At 56.2% G+C, this 18,989-nt stretch carries 17 protein-coding genes; 12 read left to right on the forward strand and 5 right to left on the reverse strand.

All coding sequences use genetic code 11. From position 1 onward, the window contains the following. Positions 1-35: 35 nt before the first annotated feature. Complete coding sequence (malQ, locus tag DW037_RS08965; protein WP_255413150.1) at positions 36-1,613, reverse strand: 4-alpha-glucanotransferase; 1,578 nt, start codon at positions 1,611-1,613, stop codon at positions 36-38. Positions 1,614-1,904: 291 nt separating this feature from the next. On the opposite strand from malQ, the gene DW037_RS10905 reads away from it, so the two are divergent. The 8 genes from DW037_RS10905 to DW037_RS09005 all read left to right on the forward strand — a co-directional run bounded on the left by DW037_RS10905 (position 1,905) and on the right by DW037_RS09005 (position 9,746). Continuing rightward, positions 1,905-2,498 (forward strand): ATP-binding protein, encoded by a 594-nt coding sequence (locus DW037_RS10905; protein WP_118373201.1) that lies wholly within the window; start codon positions 1,905-1,907, stop codon positions 2,496-2,498. Positions 2,499-2,825: 327 nt separating this feature from the next. After that, entirely contained in the window at positions 2,826-3,362 is a 537-nt protein-coding gene (locus tag DW037_RS08975; protein WP_035137761.1) for a hypothetical protein, read from the forward strand. A gap of 8 nt (positions 3,363-3,370) precedes the next feature. Continuing rightward, a complete protein-coding gene (locus DW037_RS08980) occupies positions 3,371-3,700 on the forward strand; it encodes a helix-turn-helix transcriptional regulator (protein WP_052044110.1) in 330 nt (109 codons plus the stop codon). 539 nt (positions 3,701-4,239) lie between these two features. Further along, positions 4,240-5,160, forward strand: a complete 921-nt coding sequence (locus DW037_RS08985) for an ABC transporter ATP-binding protein (RefSeq protein WP_035137759.1) — start codon at positions 4,240-4,242, stop codon at positions 5,158-5,160. Next, positions 5,160-5,978 carry a hypothetical protein gene (locus DW037_RS08990; protein ID WP_117564851.1) on the forward strand — a complete coding sequence of 273 codons (819 nt, stop codon included), beginning with the start codon at positions 5,160-5,162 and terminating at the stop codon, positions 5,976-5,978. The genes DW037_RS08985 and DW037_RS08990 overlap by 1 nt, the downstream gene beginning before the upstream one ends. Next, the gene (locus DW037_RS08995) at positions 5,975-6,763 is read left to right on the forward strand and encodes a hypothetical protein (protein WP_035137757.1); all 789 of its coding nucleotides are present in this window, start codon (positions 5,975-5,977) and stop codon (positions 6,761-6,763) included. The genes DW037_RS08990 and DW037_RS08995 overlap by 4 nt, the downstream gene beginning before the upstream one ends. Positions 6,764-6,829: 66 nt before the next feature. Next, positions 6,830-8,128, forward strand: a complete 1,299-nt coding sequence (locus tag DW037_RS09000) for a radical SAM/SPASM domain-containing protein (protein ID WP_117638255.1) — start codon at positions 6,830-6,832, stop codon at positions 8,126-8,128. After that, positions 8,112-9,746 (forward strand): ABC transporter ATP-binding protein, encoded by a 1,635-nt coding sequence (locus DW037_RS09005; RefSeq protein WP_084591801.1) that lies wholly within the window; start codon positions 8,112-8,114, stop codon positions 9,744-9,746. Before DW037_RS09000 ends, DW037_RS09005 begins: the two co-directional genes overlap by 17 nt. 897 nt (positions 9,747-10,643) lie before the next feature. Here the strand turns inward: DW037_RS09005 and DW037_RS09020 are convergent. After that, complete coding sequence (locus DW037_RS09020; protein ID WP_124786586.1) at positions 10,644-11,162, reverse strand: hypothetical protein; 519 nt, start codon at positions 11,160-11,162, stop codon at positions 10,644-10,646. A gap of 142 nt (positions 11,163-11,304) precedes the next feature. Further along, positions 11,305-12,603 carry an ATP-binding protein gene (locus DW037_RS09025; protein ID WP_147352020.1) on the reverse strand — a complete coding sequence of 433 codons (1,299 nt, stop codon included), beginning with the start codon at positions 12,601-12,603 and terminating at the stop codon, positions 11,305-11,307. A 293-nt stretch (positions 12,604-12,896) separates the two neighbouring features. Between DW037_RS09025 and DW037_RS09030 the strand changes: the two genes are divergently transcribed. Beyond that, positions 12,897-13,115, forward strand: coding sequence for a transposase (locus DW037_RS09030; RefSeq protein WP_117584253.1), 219 nt, complete (start codon positions 12,897-12,899; stop codon positions 13,113-13,115). Positions 13,116-13,259: 144 nt separating this feature from the next. Here DW037_RS09030 and galE read toward each other — a convergent pair whose 3' ends face one another. Beyond that, positions 13,260-14,321, reverse strand: coding sequence for a UDP-glucose 4-epimerase GalE (galE, locus tag DW037_RS09035; protein WP_117564856.1), 1,062 nt, complete (start codon positions 14,319-14,321; stop codon positions 13,260-13,262). Between the two features lie 268 nt (positions 14,322-14,589). Between galE and DW037_RS09040 the strand changes: the two genes are divergently transcribed. Both DW037_RS09040 and DW037_RS09045 read left to right on the forward strand, forming a co-directional pair. Then, positions 14,590-15,795 carry a hypothetical protein gene (locus tag DW037_RS09040; RefSeq protein WP_117636049.1) on the forward strand — a complete coding sequence of 402 codons (1,206 nt, stop codon included), beginning with the start codon at positions 14,590-14,592 and terminating at the stop codon, positions 15,793-15,795. A 477-nt stretch (positions 15,796-16,272) separates the two neighbouring features. Beyond that, entirely contained in the window at positions 16,273-16,638 is a 366-nt protein-coding gene (locus tag DW037_RS09045) for a hypothetical protein (protein ID WP_117800750.1), read from the forward strand. 68 nt (positions 16,639-16,706) lie between these two features. Here the strand turns inward: DW037_RS09045 and murB are convergent, their stop codons facing one another. Then, on the reverse strand, positions 16,707-17,669 hold the full coding sequence (murB, locus tag DW037_RS09050) for a UDP-N-acetylmuramate dehydrogenase (protein ID WP_117717001.1): 963 nt from the start codon (positions 17,667-17,669) through the stop codon (positions 16,707-16,709). A gap of 183 nt (positions 17,670-17,852) precedes the next feature. Here murB and DW037_RS09055 point away from each other — a divergent pair, with 183 nt between their 5' ends. After that, on the forward strand, positions 17,853-18,881 hold the full coding sequence (locus DW037_RS09055) for a LacI family DNA-binding transcriptional regulator (RefSeq protein WP_118373203.1): 1,029 nt from the start codon (positions 17,853-17,855) through the stop codon (positions 18,879-18,881). The last annotated feature ends 108 nt before the right edge of the window (positions 18,882-18,989 follow it).

Consider the following 18,989-nt stretch of genomic DNA (forward strand, 5'->3'; position numbering starts at 1 on the left):
TCCGCACGATGGGGTGGGGTCGGGCGCGGTGGCTCCTATTGGGGAAGCTCAATTTCGTCTTCCGACGGGATGCGGAAGTAGGTCTCGGTCCAGCCGGTGAGCTTGTGCTCGAGCTCGCGGGTGATGGCGCCATCGAGCATGCGCCAGGTCCAGTTGCCGCCCATGGTGGCGGGAGTGTTGATGCGCGCCTCGTTGCCCAGGTTGAGCAGGTCCTGCATGGTGTAGATGCAGGTATCGCTTACGCTGGCGGCGATGGCGCGGTTGAGTGCATCGGCCATGGGCTCGCCTGCCTGCTGGTGGGTGTACAGGGCCGCCTGCTCGCGCTGACGCGGGGTGGCCGTTCCCTCAAACCAACCGCGCGCCGTTTCGTTGTCGTGTGTGCCCACATAGGCGACGGTGTTGGCAATGTAGTTGTGCGGCAGGTAGTACGAGTTGGTGCCCTCAAAGGCGAACTGCAAGATCTTCATGCCGGGGAAGCCCGAGTTGTCGCGCATGTCGATGACGCCGGGGGTGAGGAAGCCCAGGTCTTCGGCGATGATGGGCAGCGTGCCGAGCTTTTCCTCGAGCGTCTTGAAGAACTTGAGGCCGGGGCCCTGCGTCCACGAACCGTAGGACGAATCGGGTGAGGAGAACGGCACCTCCCAATAGGCCTCGAAGCCGCGGAAGTGATCCAGGCGGATGACATCGTACATGTCGAGGGCGGCGCGGATACGGCCCTCCCACCAGGAGAAACCGTCGGCTTCCATGGCGTCCCAGTCGTAGATGGGATTGCCCCAGTACTGGCCGGTGGCCGAGAACTGGTCGGGCGGCGTGCCGGCGACACTCACAGGATTACCGGCGGCGTCGATCTTAAAGAGCTCGGGCGTGGCCCACATCTCGACGGAGTCGCGCGAGACATAGATGGGCAGGTCGCCGATGATGAGGATATCGCGCTCGTTGGCATAGGCCTTGAGGCGGCTCCACTGACGATTGAAGAAGTACTGCGTCATCTGGTGGTAGAGCATGCGCGCGGGATGGGCGGCGCAGACCTTGGCAGAAGCCTCGCCGCGGGTACGGAGCTCTGCGGGCCACTCCCAAAAGGCCTTGAGACCGCACTCCTCCTTGACGGTCATGAACTCGCAGTAGGGGATGAGCCAGTCTTCGTTTGCTTGGACAAAGTCGTCGAAGTCGGCCGGCTTGTCGGCGGCAAAGCGCTCGGCGGCGCGGTCGAGAATCTGACGACGGCCACCAAAGATGGCACCATAGTCGACATTGCTGGGGTCGGAGCCCAGGTACACGCCGTCGATATCGCACTGCTCCAGATAGCCGGCCTCGATAAGCTCGGCAAAGTCGATGAAATTGGGGTTGCCCGCACGGGCCGAGAACGACTGATAGGGCGAGTCGCCATAGCTCGTTGTCGTAAGGGGGAGAATCTGCCAGTAATGTTGTTTGCACGAGGCGAGGAAATCGACAAAGTCATAGGCGTTCCAGCCAAAGCCGCCGATACCGTAAGGTCCGGGCAATGACGAAACGGGCATCAGAACGCCGCTTGCACGCTCCATGGATGCACTCACCGTCCTTTTGAATAAGGGGCTGCGCCGTAGATGGATAGACGGCTCGTCCCGAGTTTCCATTGCTATTGTCCCTATTGTAGAACATGTTGTTTAAACATGTATAGAGAGAATGAAAAAGTTGCCGACTTTCGGTGAATGGTAGTGCGCCATAGACGATATGAGTTGAACATTGGGAGCTCCTCCCCTTGCGGCTCTTTTGTGGGTCGGGCGACAATGGTCGTCGTCATTAAAGACCGGCTGCCAGCCAGGTTGCAACAATGCAAGAAGGGTTCACATTCAGTTGGCCGTTGACACAAACAATCGCGCGAAGACCTCGTCTTCTTCGGTAAGTCCAGGCGCGGCAAGACGCGCATGGCAGTCGCCCTCACGATGCGCGCGGTCGCCGCGGACATGTCGGTCAGGTTCTGGCAGACCGCGCAGCTGGTTCTCGAGCTCGGCAACGCGAAGCGCAAGGGAACGCTGTCGAAACTGTTGAACGACGTGTCGCCCGCGAGGCTGCTCGTGCTCGACGAGTTCGTCTACGTCCCCTGCGACGTAGACGGTGCGAGGGTTCTCTACCAGGTCATTTCCGTCCATGTAGCGCTCGTAGGCCGCGGCGTCGTCGGGCTCGTCGAAGGAGAGGGACTCCGTCCAGTCCCAGTAGGCCCCCGTCCAGGCGCCCCTGCGCCTGCCGGCCGGCGTCGTCTCGTCGAAGACGAGGCCGTGGCGCAGCAGGAACTTCGACATCCGCTGCTTGGCGTGTTGCAGGTCGTCGCGCGCGTCCTCGAGGGCGCTCGTCGGGGACCCACACCTCGACGACGTTGCGGCGCGCCAGCATGCGTGCCAGCCACTCGGCGTCGCGGCGGTCGTTCTTGCGGCCGCGGTCGGCCGCGGGCCGGTGCATCTTCGGGACCGCCCCGACGACGCAGCCGAGGCCGAGGGCCCGCAGCGCGCGGCCGCGGTTGATGGTACGACCATTGTCGCCCGACCCACGAGAGAGCTGCAAGGGGAGAGGCCCCAATGTTCAACTCATATCGTCTGTTGTGCCAGAGTCGCTCGGGAAAGCGCGACCGACGCAGCGCGCTGTTTTCCAGTCACATCCAGTTCGGGTTGATTTCAGCATGCGATAAGAAACTGGATTTGAATTTCGACTCGAAAGATGGGCAATGCTGATGAGAAACGCTTGGAGTTCGGGATTGCGCGGCGTGAAGCGACCCTCTTCTTATCGAGTTCGTTACAATGTAGGAAAAACAGTAAGTAAGAAGACCTCTGATTGCTTTAGGAGGAGCTGTGGTGAATAGCGCCCAGAAGATCGATAAGTCCATCCAGAAGATGATGACTCTCGGAAGAAGGCTTGGGATTCTGTTTACGGCGCTGTTTATAGCGGTGTGTTGCTGTTCGGTGGTGGTGGTTATTTCCATTGGGCTTATGGCTGCTCAAGGAAACCTATATGATCCATCAAAGACGGTTTCCGTAGTGGTTCCTTTGATGTATCTTCTGATTTCCGGAGGGGCCACATGGACCCTGCGGGGAATCAGCATGGACATGGCTCATGGCGAATCGCCCTTTACCCTTTCGCATGCTCGAAGAATCTCGATTATCGGGTGGCTGTTTGTTGCAGCGGCAATAGGTGACCTCTTGTTTTCTCCGGGGTTTCTTTCGATAGTGATTGGCCCCTTCGACTTGCTGGGGAACGCCTATTCGATGTTTGAAAACCTGGCCCTGCCCATAGATATTGGTGCTGTGCTGGGGGCCGTTTGCTGCTTCTCGATTTCTGCGATATGGCGCTACGGAGCTCTGCTTCAAGACCAGACCGAGGATTTGGTGTGAGGGGCGGCATGGACTATCTGATTATTGAGCTTGAAAGCTTATTGCTTCGACGCGGAAAGACGAGTACGGATATCATTCGGGCGACCGGGCACACACCGGCAAGTATCTCAAAAATACGAAATGGCAAGGTGAAGGCAATTAGGTTAAAGACATTGCTGGATATTTGCGTAGAGCTTGATTGCCAGCCTGGCGATCTTATTAAGCGCGTCAACGAAAGAGAACTTGAGGAACTGGCGACGCGGCGCGCCCGCAACGCGCTGAGCAGGGCGACCGCGACGGGTGATGACCCGGTCCTGGAGTCAGATCATGTTTACGTGGTCGATCTTAGAGACGACTGAGGCTGGAGAATAAAAAAGTATTGAGCAGGTGCAGCCCGTGAAAACAACGGTTTTCACGGGCTGTTCATTCAACGTCCTGCAGTGGCCTGTATTTCTCGCCGCGTCACTGGGGAACGAGAGAGTCATTTCCTGTGCTGGATGCAGGGGGGGGGGTGCTTACCTTGTGTAATATATAAATAAGCTTATATTGAAATATGATACATATCGAATTAGAATAACATTATCAATTCGGTATGCAAGGAAAGGAGGGAGAGATGGATTGGATTAACGAGCCGGAGGAAGGCGTTGCACCCGCGTGCGGCAACTGCTTCTTCTACGCGCACGGCAGCTGCAGCACCAAGTGTTCTTCACAGGAGTGCACTATCCGCTTTTAGCGGATAGTGCACGCCGTACGGCGTGCACAGACTGTTCAAAGATATTTTGGCCAGCAGCGCCTGAGGGGCGATGTGGCATTGCAATATGGGGGGCGAACCGACGTTACCTATAACCCCGCACAATTGCCATGTCGTCCCTTTTTATTGACGGGGAGGATGTCGTCCATGCGGGAAGTCCCAGTTGAATTGCGTGCCATATCCAAGAGATATGGCGGGTTTGAAGCGGTTAAATCAGTCTCGTTCTCTTTAATGGAAGGCGAGCTGTGTGCACTCATTGGGGAGAATGGTGCCGGCAAGAGCACGTTAATTCGATTGATCACGGGGCTTTCGGAGCCATCGTCAGGAACGATCTCGATGTTTGGGCAAACCGGGAGACGTGAAATACGGAGCTGCAGGGAAAGGCTGGGTTATATGCCCGACCTCAATGCTTCGTATCCTAATCTGACCGCGCGAGACAACTTGGTCGTTCGCTGTATTGAGTGGGGGCTTCCCACCGATCGTTCCATCGACGGTGTGTTATCAACCGTCGGTTTGGGGGAGGCCGGCGGGAAGAAAGTGAAGAACTTCTCAATGGGAATGAGGAGGCGTCTCGATCTGGCCATAGCGTTGCTGGGCGATCCGGAGCTGTTGATCCTGGACGAGCCGACAAACGGCCTGGATCCGATGGGGATAGTCGAAGTAAGAAAAATCCTTACGCATCTTAACAAAGATCAAGGTAAAACGATTCTCGTATCCAGCCACAATCTTGAGGAGATGCACAAGCTGGCAACTGATTACCTCTTCATAAGTCATGGTCGCCTCATTCGAAGGATGACCGCACCTCAGCTGGAAAAGTCATGCCGCGGTGGTTTCGTGTTGCATGTGGACGATCTGGAGCGAACGAGATCGGTTCTCGGAGATGAGACCTCACATTCTTTTCTGCCGGACGGCAGCGTTCTTATGCGCTATGAGGAGAAAAAGGAAGGGCGGGGCATTGCAATCGAAGCGCTCTCGACCGCAGGTGTGAGGGTTGCGGAGGCGTATTCTCATAGGAAGAGCCTTGAGGAGTTTTATTCGGAGCTCATCGGTCGAGAGAGCGAGCTGTGATGAAACGCGAGTTCATCTCAGCTTTTCGGAGCGAGGTATGGTTGCTCGCCAGGCACCCGGCGACCGCTCTGATGATTGCGCTTGCGGCTGTGCTGTATGTGGTTGCGGCTGCGACTTCGTCTGAGGTGCTGATCATGGTCGCCGGTGATGACCCGTATACGCTTGGAGGGGCTATAGGTTTTATTGGAAACCTAGTGGATGCAGGGGACGTTTTGGGCTCTGTTGCCCGGACGTCTTTTGCGTCTACAGTGGTCTGGATTCCGGTGACGATTCTCTACGCGGTTTACGCTACGTCGAGAGACTTTGAATCCGTGGCTTACGCCGTATCGAGATCGCGAGGGGTGTCGCAGGCGGCGATTGTGATCACGAAGCTGTTGGTGAACTGCACTCTGGTCGGTGCCGTGTATCTTCTTTCTACGACTGCGCTGTATTTAACCAAGATGGCCCAATGGGACGTTGGGGCCTCGTGCTCAGGGTTTGCCCAATTTGTATCGATTGCGCTGATGATCGCGCTGCTGCTCATTTCGATGTACGCCGCTACCTTCGCCCTGTATTTGCTCACGAGGAGTGTGGTGGCGAGCAGCGTCGTTGCAATAGCGGTTTCGACATTTGTGATGGTGTGGTTCCCAAGTACATACGGAAGCGGTCAGCCCAGCTTGCTGCTCATGCTCTCGCCCGTGTATTACCTGATGAACCTGTGTTCCCTGAGTATGCAGAATGTTGGTGTAATTCAGGTTTTGCTGTATGCGGGCGGCACTGTGCTTGTGTCGGTTGGAGTTGCGCTCGTCTCGCTATTTGTAAGGACGGCGGTTCGATGAATCTTGGGATGTCGGTCAGGGCGGAACTGTTCCGCGCAAGGAGAATGAAACTCGCCGTGATAATAGCGCTGATGTATTTGGGCATCGCGGGGATTTATGTGTTTGCCGGGTCCGGCGCATGGGTCTCCGCAGGGGGAGAGGGCCAGTTCTTTGGCTTTTCCGCCGATCCGGGCTATCTTTTCTCGATAGGGGTTGGGCCAACGGGTATCTCTTCCTGGCTAAGTGTCGTCTCCATGGCGCATACGGTGTTCTTCCCAATCGTCTCTGTTGTTGTGGCGGGGACGCTATTCGGTGATGCGACGAGCGTGTCGGCAAGGGGAGTTTCGATTGCTCGGGGCTTCCGCAGCTGGCAGCTGTTTGCGGCAAAGACATTGGCTTGCGAAGTGTATACGCTGTGCCCCTACATCGTGTTTACTCTCGGTGTCGCTGCGGTCTTTGCCGTGTGCTCCGGAAGCGGTCTAGACAGCCTTACGGTTGGTAATGTGACCTCGGCACTCCTGTCGAATATCGTTATAGACGCCGCTTATACGCTGATGGTTGCGGTTGCATATGAGGTGTTCAGGATCAGATCTCTTGTGTCGGGAGCCTTGCTGGTCGCAACGTTCGCGGGCCTTGTTATCGCGATGAGTTTCCCAACCGTTTTACCCCCGGTTCACATGGCTTATTGGATGAGGGCGTGCGGGGCTGCCGGCGGGACGGTCCTGATGGCTGCATGCGGCCATGCGGTCATCGTGTCGCTCGCATGTCTATTGCTGCTTTCGTGCAGTTTTTATCGAAGAAGGTAGTGCGCTGGCGTATGCGCAGCGTCTGAGGGTCGATATGGATTTGGTTGGAAATGGAGATGGTGCGAAGTGAAACTGTCGCAATTTAATGTGGTGCATGAACATAACGGAAGTCTTCTTATCATGAATGCGCGAACCGGCGGCATCCTGTCGTTAAATCCGGAATACGCGCAGAAATTCAAAAGGATTCAAGAAGGGGACGTTCGGGATGCCGATGATCTTGTCGCGGAGCTGATAAGGGGAGGCATCCTAGTCAATGAGGAGAGGGACGAGCTTGGGGAGATCAGGTTGCAAAGTCGCGCCGCGCGCTTTGCGAATACTGCTCTGTCCCTTACCATTGCGCCAACGATGGCTTGCAACTTTTGCTGTCCCTACTGCTATGAAAAGGGACAGGCGTACACGACGATGGGCGAGGAGGTTTTGACACAGCTCTCCAAGTTCGTGAAAGATTACTATCCTGGTATCGCAAGTCTCTCAGTTGGATGGTACGGCGGCGAGCCTCTGCTCGGAATGAAGATGATCGAACGGATTACGTCGGATCTGAAAGATGTCGTGGGGCCAACGTGTGAATATTCCGCATCGATAGTGACAAATGGCTATCTGCTGACGCCTGATGTTGCAAGGAGGCTCGCGGCATGTGGTGTGACGAGCGCGCAAGTGACTATAGATGGATCGAAGTCGGATCACGATTCGAGAAGGATTCTTCACGACGGAAGCCCTACATACGAACGTATTCTCAAGAACGTCAAAGAGTGTGCCGACATCATCGATATTTCGATAAGGAGCAACGTCGACAAGACCAACATCGAGGCCGCTCAAGAGCTATTGGATTATCTCGAGCTAAATGGCCTGATGAATAAGGTTCACTTCTATTTAGCCCCTGTTGACGATATCAATCAGGTATGTGCGAACGACAGCCACTGCTTTACTGTAAAAGAGTTCTCGTATGAGGAGACTGAGTTTTATAAAAGGGCAATTGCGCGGGGCTTCAAAGTTCAACCTTTTGGTGGGACGAATTTCGGGATATGTTGCGCCGTTGGAATCAACTCGTACGTGGTTGATCCCGTCGGAGATTTGTATAAGTGCTGGGATGACATTGGAATGAAGGAGCGGAGGGTCGGAACTATTTTCGAGCCGCCAATGTTGAGCAAGAACATGATTAACTGGATGGCATATGAGCCGGATGACCCGGAATGCCAAGAGTGCTTTGCTTTTCCCATGTGCATGGGAGGGTGCCCCAACCACGCCTTAAACGGTGAGGGGAAACGTTGCGTTTCCTTCCGGTATGATGCCGAGCAAAAAATGCTGCTCTCCCAGATGATGAATACGGCAAAACGGGGTGCGGGGCAAAATGAGGCTGATGCTTAATCTCTGTAGAAAATATATACTGGGCGGTCGATTCTACGCCTATCTTGTCGTAACAGTTTTGGTCGGGCTGCTTGCGCTTGCGGGTCCCTTTCTTACCGGCATAGTGGTAAACCGATTGGCGATGCCGGCCAGCGCCGATCTTGCCGCCGTTCTCGTTTGTTGCCTTATTTTGGTTGCGGTCCAAGCGGTTCGAGCGGGACTAGTGTATTGCTCAGAGATGCTGTACATCAACCTTCAGTCGCATGCGGGGTTCGGCTTAAATGCGGATACGCTTGAGCACGTGAAGCACCTTCCCCAGGCATTCTTCGAGGGCTTCAACGCGTCGTATTATAACCAGCAAATCAATCACGACGCTAATGACCTTGTCATCTTCGTAATCAACTCGGTTGTGGGGGTTTCAAGCAACGTTATCACCCTTTTGTCCGCCCTGTTTGTTCTCGGTAGCCTGAATATCAAGTTGAGTGTGGTCTGCCTTGTTCTTGCGGCAGCGAGTGCCGCTTTTTATGCGGTTTCACGCGCAAGGCTGTTTGAGAGAAGTTTTGACGTACAAGAGCAGAGCGCGAGGTTTTTTTCCTGTCTACAAGATCAGTTGGAGAAAGTTGATTTCATCCGCAAACATGCTTTGTTCGATAGGTCCCGCGCTGTACTGGTCGAAGCTTTTAATGGGCTCTATCCAACGATGAGAGCAAATCAGGAAGTAGGGTCTAGATTTACCTTTGGCAACGCGTTGGTCGCTTCCGCCGCTCAAGGATGTCTTCTTGCTGTGGGCGCGGTTGAAGTGATGGGCGGGAGACTGTTGCCTGGTTTTCTCGTGACTGCTGTTGGATATTATTCGAACTTAAGCTCAGCGGTACAGTATTTGTTGGGCTGGGGAAGGGATTACCAGACTAATCGCGTATGCTATGAGCGGCTGAAAAGAATTTGGGATGTCCCGGTGGAAGCGAATGGCAAATTGGCGCTTGGTCCGATTGAGGAAATCCGTCTAGAGAACATCAAGCTACGTTATCCAGGGGCGGAAAGGGTCGCGTTAAGCATTGAGGGGCTCGCGTTTTCCAGGGGTCGGCTATATGGAATCTCGGGGCCGAATGGTTCGGGGAAGAGCTCGCTGCTGTCAGTGATATTGGGGCTATATCCAGATGACACAGAAGGGGCCGTTCGCTACAACGGGGTGTCACAGCGTTGCATCGATCGATATGCATTGCGGCGGTGTCGAGTCAGCATTACGGAGCAAGAACCCCCTATCGTTGAGGGGACGATTCTCGATAATCTTACGCTGCTTTCTGATGATTACGAGATGGATAAGCTGAATCGGATGCTTGTCATATTGGGGCTAGACGAAATGGTTGCTTCTGTGGAGAACGGGGCAACGGCGATGCTTGACGGCGGGAAAGGAGGGGTGTCCGGCGGCGAGAAGCAAAAGATTGCAATTGTGAGACAGCTGTTGAAATCGCCGGACGTTATGCTTTTTGATGAACCGACCTCAGCACTTGATGCGAAGAGTCGAGGCGCGCTGATCAAATTGCTTCATGAAATTAAGAGAGACCATATTGTAATCGTTGTCACTCATGACGAGGAGATGCTTGCCGCCTGTGACGAGGTCATTTCGACGGCTGGATGATTATCGGATTGTGGCGTTGAAGACCAAGAAACTTGAAATGGCGTGGGCTCTGGGTAGGTCTCCACGGGTACGCCGTCGGTGCTGTACTCGACCGCCCGGCAAGAAGGTTTTATAGCGTGTTTCCCCAGAGAGGTCCCTTTGTCCGGTAGTGGCGAGGGGAGCCTCTCTTTTGCTCACCTCTTGCGGCGGAGGGGGACACCATGCGCCTATGCAGGACAAACTGCGCGTTCTTGTCGAATGATGGGCTATGTGTAGAGATGATGGTCTCGGGTAGAGGCCGTGTCGCGCTCGGCTGCGATGAGCCAGGCAATTCAATCTTCATCCGGGAGGGCCTTGGCAAGACAAGCAGGGCGAAGACCTTGGCGACGTTCGGGAGCCGTGTGGCGCCCGGCTCCGCGCTCATCCACGACATGGAGCCGGGCGCCACACGGCTCCCGTCAACAATCTGTCACTGAAGAGCCAGCACTACAACGCGAAGCTGCTCAAGGGCGTTCCCGACGGCCAGAACCCGCTGGGGCCCGTGAACCGGATGCGCTACTTCATGCAGTGCTTCCTGAGGGCTCATCCCGGCTCCAACCGGGACGACATGCGGGGCTGTGGCTATGAGTCCGCCCGAGGACAAGCTTGAGAAGGTCGCGATGGTGCTCGATCGGGCAATGCGATACCCGAAAACGCTCAGGTTCAGGCAGTTCTATGCAAGAAAGCCCAGTTCAGATGAGTTCGACGAGCAATATTTATCAACACAGTGCAAGGGGGGATTATATTTGTATTTCATCCGTGTTGAGCTTCACACGGTGCGCGACTCATCGCAAACTGGCGGGCGCAGCGGAAAGAAAACCGACTGCAGACGAACGATCGATATCGGGAGCAAATAGCCACCGGATGCTTTTCGGTCTCCTACGCGTCGACCTCCGCGATTTCTTCTGCGTCTCGCCAAGTTGAAAGGAGCGATGTCGAAAACTCCTTTTCGGTTAGCGTCAAGACATCCTTCACGCAAAAACCTTTCAATTTGTCAGGAAGCCCAAAACGCGCTTTTTTCCTAATCGAGCTGGCAACCCGCTTCAACGCGGTCTTGTTCTTGTCCTCGTTGTATACCAAAACAAAGACGCAGTGCTCGCGAAACCATCTCGTCCTCTTTCCCCACAGGTCCGAGCAGATCAAAACGCTGTCCTTGCACTTCTCGATGAGGGCGTCCCTTTGGCCAAGATTGATACCAAGCTCTTCGTCATCCTTGGGATTGAGCCTCTTCCCCAGCGTCTCCTTCAGACTGCCGTTTTTAAATTCGACTAGATATAACGTTTCCCGATCGCAATACAGCGCATCGGCGGAGCGCGGGAGTTGCATCCACCTATTGACCTTCTTGCAGTAGCATTCTTTAACAGAGTCAAAATTGACAACAGGCAAATCGTCATCCACAAGAGAGACGCTCCCGTCTCTGGATGTTTTGGAGATGGTCGACGTGCAGTCCCTTAGGATACAGGTCCTGCAACGGGAGCAACCATCGCTGCCATCTGGCACCGCGGGAGAGTTCGGATGAGGGCAGGAGGCGCACAGGTCGCTACTCAAGGCCGTACTCCTCCCTCTCAAGCGTATCAAAAGGAGCCGCCAGCTTCTCGTAGGCGACCTCAGTCGAGCCGGTTATATCGGCAAAGCGAGAGCGTCCATCAGTGCAGGTCTCCGCAAGATAATATGAGCACAATCCATCAACAGCGTGCTTCTTAGAATACACTTCGATCGCATTCAGGAAATATGGACTATGGGTGCTCATTAAGACGTGCATCCCGAGCTCTTTCTGGAGCAGCACGATTATCTCGGCGAAGGCCAGCTGCCATGCAGGATGAAGATGAATCTCGGGTTCATCGAGGATAATAGTCCCTCCGGCATCTAGCGCGCCGGACTTCAAGAGCACCTTCATGATGGCGAACGTCTTCAAGCCAGCAGAAAGGTTCCCAGGCTCCAACCCCCGAGCGAAGCCCTCTTCGAGATACGTAAGGTGACCGCGACTTTCGCTCCTCTCGAAATGCCCCGGACATAAGGAGGAAACCTTGTCCATGAGAACCTTCAGGTGTCGCTCCTTCGCGATCTCTTCGAACAGCGAGGACTCGCTGTCATCGTTACGGATGGTCGCCTGAATCAAATCTTGCCGCAGCTCCTCCTGGTGTCCAAGGAGGGGCTTGAACCGAAAAGCGGGGCCGTAGGGTCCTCCGAGAGAATCGATCAGGAACGGGTCGTCCAGATAATGCGCCCTGAATCGCAAAACCCTCCTATCGTGCACCTCCGCCACCTCGTCACTTGCAACCAAGAAAACCGTAGATGCGTCCTTTATCTGGAGTTCGACCTTCCCGGGCTCTTCGCCGAAAACCGAATTGATCTGGCCGTTGAACTCGCTTCGGAACCTGTTTGTCGCAATCGCACGAAATACCTCATCATCGGAGATATCCATGATCTCGATAATCTGATCGGCAACTCCTGCTACGCCATTCGTGAAATCGGATTCGATCTCACGGGAGATCTCCTCCCCGTAATACTCCTTTATCTCATCAATAAGCTCGTCCCTCGTGCACTCGCCCGAAAAAACCCTGTCGATGAAACTATTCATTCTTCCAGCAGTTCGCCTGTGGCGAGACGTGGAGTCGAGAGGGCTTCCCACATATGCCTTCCTGATGGCGCGCTCAACACTATTGCGCCTCATGCGGTCGATTTTGTTCTCCGAATCGGACATGCTGTTGAAGGCCGCATAAAGCGCTTTTCCAACCGTGCTTTTCCCCGTCCCGTTCTCCCCGGCGATCACGGCAATACCATTAATCTCGATATCGGCCTCAGCGACCCTGCCGATGTTTTTCATCTTGATTTTCAATGCATATCACCAGCTCTAAACTCGCGAGACTCAATAGCTCGATTATCGCACAGAGAGATCGACTTCTCGAGGACTCCCTAAATGGAACGCGCGGTGAGGACATGGCTCGCCGCCGTCCGCTTCGCGTTCGCGCGGGGGAAGGTGACGACCAGGGACCTCTCCGGGCTCATCGAGAGGAGCGCCAGATTCTCCTCGTCCATTTGAACTGTATCGTATTCAAGGACACTTGACTTAGAGGAATGGCGTTGAGCGGCGATAATCGTTTCAGCGCCAAAAAGAAAGGAGTGTCAGTCATGGCAGACGGGCCCTCCTACACAGCGGGGTACCGCGCCGAGGCCGCAGACTTCGCCGCCGCGTCGGGGAAGCCCATCGCCCAAGTGGCAGCCGACCTCGGCATCAACGAGAAGACCCTGGGAAGATGGGTGACGGTCAGGAAGAAGGAGCTGACCAACCACCCGGTCGCGGCGGCCGCAAGTGCATGCGCGAGCTCGAGCTCGAGAACGAGTTCCTAAAAAGCCCCGACCTCACATTGGAGGCCGGGGCCAGTAGATTTTTGGGACATGTCTAGAAATCTACCCATGCAGGAAGCGGCATGTGCCGAGCATGTCGCGTGCTAGGTTTTGAGGCATGCCACAAAACCTAGCACGGGGGAGTGGCTACTCGGCGTCGGCGAAGCCGTTGGGGTTATGGCTCTGCCAATTCCAGCTGTCGCGGCACATGTCCGCGATGTCGTACTGGGCCTTCCAGCCCATCATGCGTTCGGCCTTGGAGGCATCGCACCAGTTGGCGGCGATATCGCCGGCACGGCGCTCGCGAATCACGTAGGGCAGCTCCTTGCCGCAGGCCTTGGAGAAGGCGGCGACGACCTCGAGTACCGAGGTGCCGGTGCCGGTGCCCAGGTTAAAGATCTCGACGCCGGTCTTGCCGTTCATCCAGTTGAGGGCGGCAACGTGACCGGATGCCAGGTCGCACACGTGGATGTAGTCGCGCACGCCGGTGCCGTCGGGGGTGGGGTAGTCGTTGCCAAAGACCTGAACGGCCTCGAGCTTACCGACGGCGACCTGGGCGACGTAGGGCACCAGGTTGTTGGGGATGCCCTTGGGGTCCTCGCCGATCAGGCCCGACGGATGGGCACCGATGGGATTGAAATAACGGAGCAGCACGACGTCCCACTCGGGGTCGGCGGTGTGGACGTCCATGAGGATCTGCTCAATCATCCACTTGGTCCAACCATAGGGGTTGGTCGCGGGCTTCTTGGGGTCTTCCTCGGTGACGGGCGGATTGTCCGGATCGCCGTAGACGGTCGAAGAGCTCGAGAAGATGATGGACTTACAGCCGTGGTTGCGCATGACATCGATGAGCACCAGGGTGTTCTCGATATTGTTGTGGTAGTACTCGACGGGCTTGCTCACCGACTCGCCAACGGCCTTAAAGCCGGCGAAGTGGATGACGCGGTCGATCTGGTGGGTATCGAAGATCTTGTTCATCGCATCGCGGTCGAGCACGTTGGCCTCGTAGAAGGTGAGGTTCTTGGCGGCCTCGTCGCCCACGATGGTCTTGACGCGGTCGATGGCAACGGCGCTGGAGTTGGAGAGGTCATCGACGACGACAACCTGGTAGCCACCCTCGAGCAGCTGAACGACGGTGTGCGAGCCGATAAAGCCGGCGCCGCCGGTAACGAGGACGCAGGTGTCTTTGGGGTCGAGTGCTTTGGACATGTAGTCTCCTATCGAATCAGGAACACTTCTTGAGGGGAGTATAGCGCAGCTGGGGGCGCCCAAAACACGCGGGGCAGGAAAACCAGAGGATTGATGTTAACGTACTCATAGGGTGTTATTTGCATAATCCTTACCTTTGGTGTGGGACGTATTTGCGAGCCGCTGACCATGCTTTTCCAGCCGTTCGTGGAAATAGTTGGGACAAGCGCGATGTGCGTTAATATGTTTGAGTTGAGCGACATATAAATAAGCATGTAACGGAGTACATATGTCACCAAACAACGATTCCATCTTTACGCAGGAGCTTTCGCGCCGCACTGCCCTTAAGGCTCTTTTCGGCGCCGCTTCTGCGGCTGTTCTTTTTGGCCTGCCCGCCCGCGCCCATGCGGCTGAGGCCAGTCAAGAAACCACCGACAAACTGAATGCCGCCCAGGCCCAGCTCGACGAGGTCCAGGCTCAGCTCGACAGCATTGCCAATGAGTACGCGGCGCTCGCCAACAAGAATGCCCAGACCCTCAACGACATCGAGAATGTCCAGGGCAAGATTGACGACACGCAGGCCCAGATCGATGAAAAGAAGGCCGAGCTCAAGAAGAAGCGCAACGACCTTTCCGATCGCGTGGCCGCCAGCTACAAGTCCGGCGGTACGAACATCCTGTCGCTGCTGCTGGCCTCTGGCTCGTTTGAGGAACTCGTCGCCAACGCGCATTACGTTGAGAAGATCAACAAGAGCGACCGCGATGCCATCGAGGATATCCAGACGATTCAGGCTGAGCTCGACGCGCAGAAGACCGAGCTCGAAGCACAAAAGGCCAACCTGGAGAAACTCAAGGACCAGCAGACGGCTCAGATGCAGGATATGCAGGCCAAGCAGCAAGAAGTCCAGACCGTGCTGAACGGTCTTTCCGACGACGTCAAGGAGCTCATGGCTCAGCGCGATTCCGAGATTCTCGCTGCCGCCCAGGCCGAGGAGGCCGCTAGGAAGGCCGCCGCTGCCGCGGCCGCCGCGAACAAGAACAATTCCTACTCGGGTGGTTCGAGCTCGGGCGGTGGATCGTATGCGCCCGGAACTCCGCAGCAGAATGCCGGCTCGGGCAAGCAGCAGGCCGTCGTCAACGCGTGCTACTCCACGCCTTCGCCGGGTCAGAACTGGTGCGCGGCGTGGGTTACCAATGTCTTCCGCAATGCCGGCGTGGGCTATTTTGGCGGCAACGCGTGTGACATGTTCAACGCCTGGTGCTATAGCTCCGACCGCTCGGCGCTGCAGGTGGGCATGATCGTGGCCGATTCCTCGCACAGCGGCACGGGTGCTCCGGGCCTTATCTACGGTCATGTGGGTATCTACGTTGGCGGCGGCATCGTTATGAGCAACGAGGGTGCCATTACATCGAAGTCGCTCGATTCGTTCATTAGCTTTTATGGTACTGGCTCTGGCGTGCGTTGGGGCTGGCTCGGCGGCATTGCGCTGTCGTAGCTGCGGCTTGAAGCTGGTTGGTCCATGGCTGCCCGGAAGGCATTAGGTTGCCTGCTCGGACAGTCCTGCTCGCACGGAGAGCACATTAAGTGCTCTCCGGCTCGTGCGGAACTCGCGATCAACCTAATGCCTTCCGGGCAGCCACGGACCTCTCGGATCCAATGCGTCACACACCGGACTGGTTGTCTGAATAAATATGGCGAAGGCCCCTTTCGGGGCCTTTTTTAAATGAATTTATCGACTCCGTGGACTTCGGTTTTGGAATTTGGAGCCGACGGCTCACCAAAGTGGAAAATGAAATATAACCTAGCTGCAATAATCGCCTTGTTGCGAACTCGAACTGATCATGTTGATTTAAAATAGCCGCAATTTGCAATTGTCGAGCGGTGCGTTGGGTTGGAGCTGCTGCTGGTCCTATATGGATTGCGGTCTTGCGCCCCGATGTCCAAATAGGTCTCTCTAGACGGGAAGTTGCTCATGGACACCATATATGACGGAGACGACTGGGTCGATCATTATAGTTGGCGACTAGTCGGCTCGGATGACAATGGGGATGTGGTGTTTGATGGACTATGTCCAAAGCATCTCCATCCTTTTGTTTCGTCGTTAATTGAGAGTTCCGCTCGTGTTGCCCCCTACAGCTCGGCGTCGCTTCATGATACGGACGTTTTGAAGACCATAAGGGAATCAATTGACGAGGGCACGATGAGCAGCCCGCTGTTTTCTCAGCTTGTGGGGCTAGATGAGATTGGCTCGAAACGACTGCTTGCGGGCGAAAAAGTGGAACTCACTTATCGGTCGATGATTTCAATCCTGCGGCTAGCCGATGTTCTTCGCAAATAAATGATAACGGGACAAGTGAGCTAGATCACTTGTCCCGTTATTAATTAAAGTGGATCGCGGTGGGCAGGCTATAAAAATTCGCCGACTCGGTGGACTTCGGGTTCGAGGTCTACGTCGAATTGGTCTTTGACGGCTGTTTGGATGTGGCGGATGAGTTCGTCGACATCGGCGGCGGTGGCGTGGTCGGCGTTGACGATGAAGCCGCAGTGCTTTTCGCTCACCTGCGCGCCGCCAATGGCGTGTCCTCGCAGGCCGGCGTCCATGATGAGCTTGCCGGCAAAGTGGCCCTCGGGGCGCTTGAAGGTGGAGCCGGCACTCGGCATGTCGAGCGGCTGCTTGTCCTCGCGGCGCTGGCGGTAGTCGTCCATGTCGGCCTTGATCATCGCGGCGTTGCCCGGGGCGAGATTGAAAGTGGCCGAAAGCACGATGAAACCGTCGTCGGCAATGCGGCTCTTGCGATAGCCCAGGTTGAGCTCATCGACATCGAACTCGATAATGCTGCCGCTACCGCGGGTGCCGTCGTCGAGCATGCGTGCGGGCTTATAGACGCGCACGGACTCCAGCACATCGGCCATGCAAGCGCCGTATGCTCCGGCGTTCATGTAGCAGGCACCGCCGACCGATCCGGGAATGCCCGAGATGGGCTCCATGCCGGTAAGGCCGGCCTCGGCTGCCGCGGCTGCGACATCGGAAAGCAAGGCGCCGGCTGCCGCCGTGACGTGCGTGCCGTCGACCGTAATGTCGGAGAGGCCCTCGCCAAGCGCTACGACGACGCCGCGGATGCCCTTGTCGCCGACGAGCAAGTCGGAGCCGTTGCCTACGATGGTGAGTGGTAGATTGCAGCGATAGCAGGTATCGAGCGTGGCGACGAGGCCCTGCTCAGTATCGGGCGTGACAAAGACGTCGGCCGGACCGCCGATCTTAAACGTGGTGTGCTCGCGCATGGGCTCGCTCATCAGCACGTTGTCCTCGCCGGCAACGCCAGCGAGCGCGCACAGCAGGTCCTCGTTAAAAAAATCGTTCTCGTGCATACGAATATCCGCCTTTTGGTGGTCGTTGTCATCAATCGATTGCAATATACCCCACCCGGACGGATTTGGTGCGCTGGCGGCGATAAAACAGCCGTCCACCGGATTGGTAAAGTGTTTATCACCGAGGTAGAGGGGTAGTCGCTATACTTTCAAGAGATTGCGCGTAAACCCGGAAGGAGCGAGATGGCCAACAAAGTCACCCTCAAGCAGATCGCCCAGGAGGTGGGGCTTTCCCCCTCGTCGGTCTCGCTTGTTCTCAATAATCGGCCCTGTCGCATCTCGGAAGAAAACCGCAAGCTCATCAAAGAGGTCGCGGCGCGCAACCACTATGTTCCCAACCAGATCGCGCGCAGCCTGGTCATGCGCGAGTCGCGCACGCTGGGCCTTATCGTTCCCAACATCGAGAGCCGATTTTTTGCCTCGCTCGCTGGCAGTCTGGAAAAGCGCTGCCGCGAGGACGGCTACGCGCTCTTTATTACCAGCTCGGGTGGAAGCGCCGAGGACGATCTAGAGCTCCTGCGCCAGTTGGTGACGCGCGGCGTCGATGGTGTGTTCTTGGTCGTGGGCGACGAATTCTCGGACGACCGCGCTTTGCGCGAAGAAGTCAGCCATCTGCCCATCCCGGCGGTAATGGTTGACCGTGCCATTGAGGGACTCGAGTGCGACAAGGTGATGTTCGACCACGAGATGGGCGGCTATATGGCCACTCGCTATCTAATCGAGCAGGGCCACCGTCGTATTGCCTGCTTGGTTAATGCGCGCCGCTCCAATACGGGTCGCAAACGACTTGCCGGCTATGAGCGTGCGCTGCGCGAGGTGGGGCTGCCCATCGATGCGCGCTTGGAGTTCGAGAGTGAGTATTACATTCCGAGTGCCTACGAGGCCTCGGAGGCGGTGCTCGCAACTGACGCAACTGCTGTGTTCGCAAGCTCGGACAACATTGCGCTGGGCCTGCTCAAGCGCCTGCACGAGATGGGGAAGAGCATTCCGGGTGACATTTCAGTCGTGAGCTACGACAACTCGGCGGCCGACGTTCTCTTTGAGCCGGCGTTGACCGCGATCGAGCAGGACCCCGGCGTGCTCGCCGAGCATGCTTTTGGCTGCATGTCCAAGCGTCTTGCCGGTAGGGGCGGCAGGCGTGCCGAAGAGGTCGTTCTGGAGCCGGAGCTTATCGTTAAGGACAGCGTGCTCGATCTTACCGAATGTAGCTAAGCGTACTTGTTTGTTTGCATAGATTGCATGCGGAGTGTCCGCTATTTGCCGGCGGGGCCGGGGTGCCTGCCTTGTTTTGAGAAGTTCGCGGAGCCCACTTCTCAAAAC

The sequence above is a fragment of the Collinsella sp. AF39-11AT genome (genome assembly GCF_003474585.1).
In the GTDB taxonomy this organism is placed as follows: Bacteria; Actinomycetota; Coriobacteriia; order Coriobacteriales; family Coriobacteriaceae; genus Collinsella.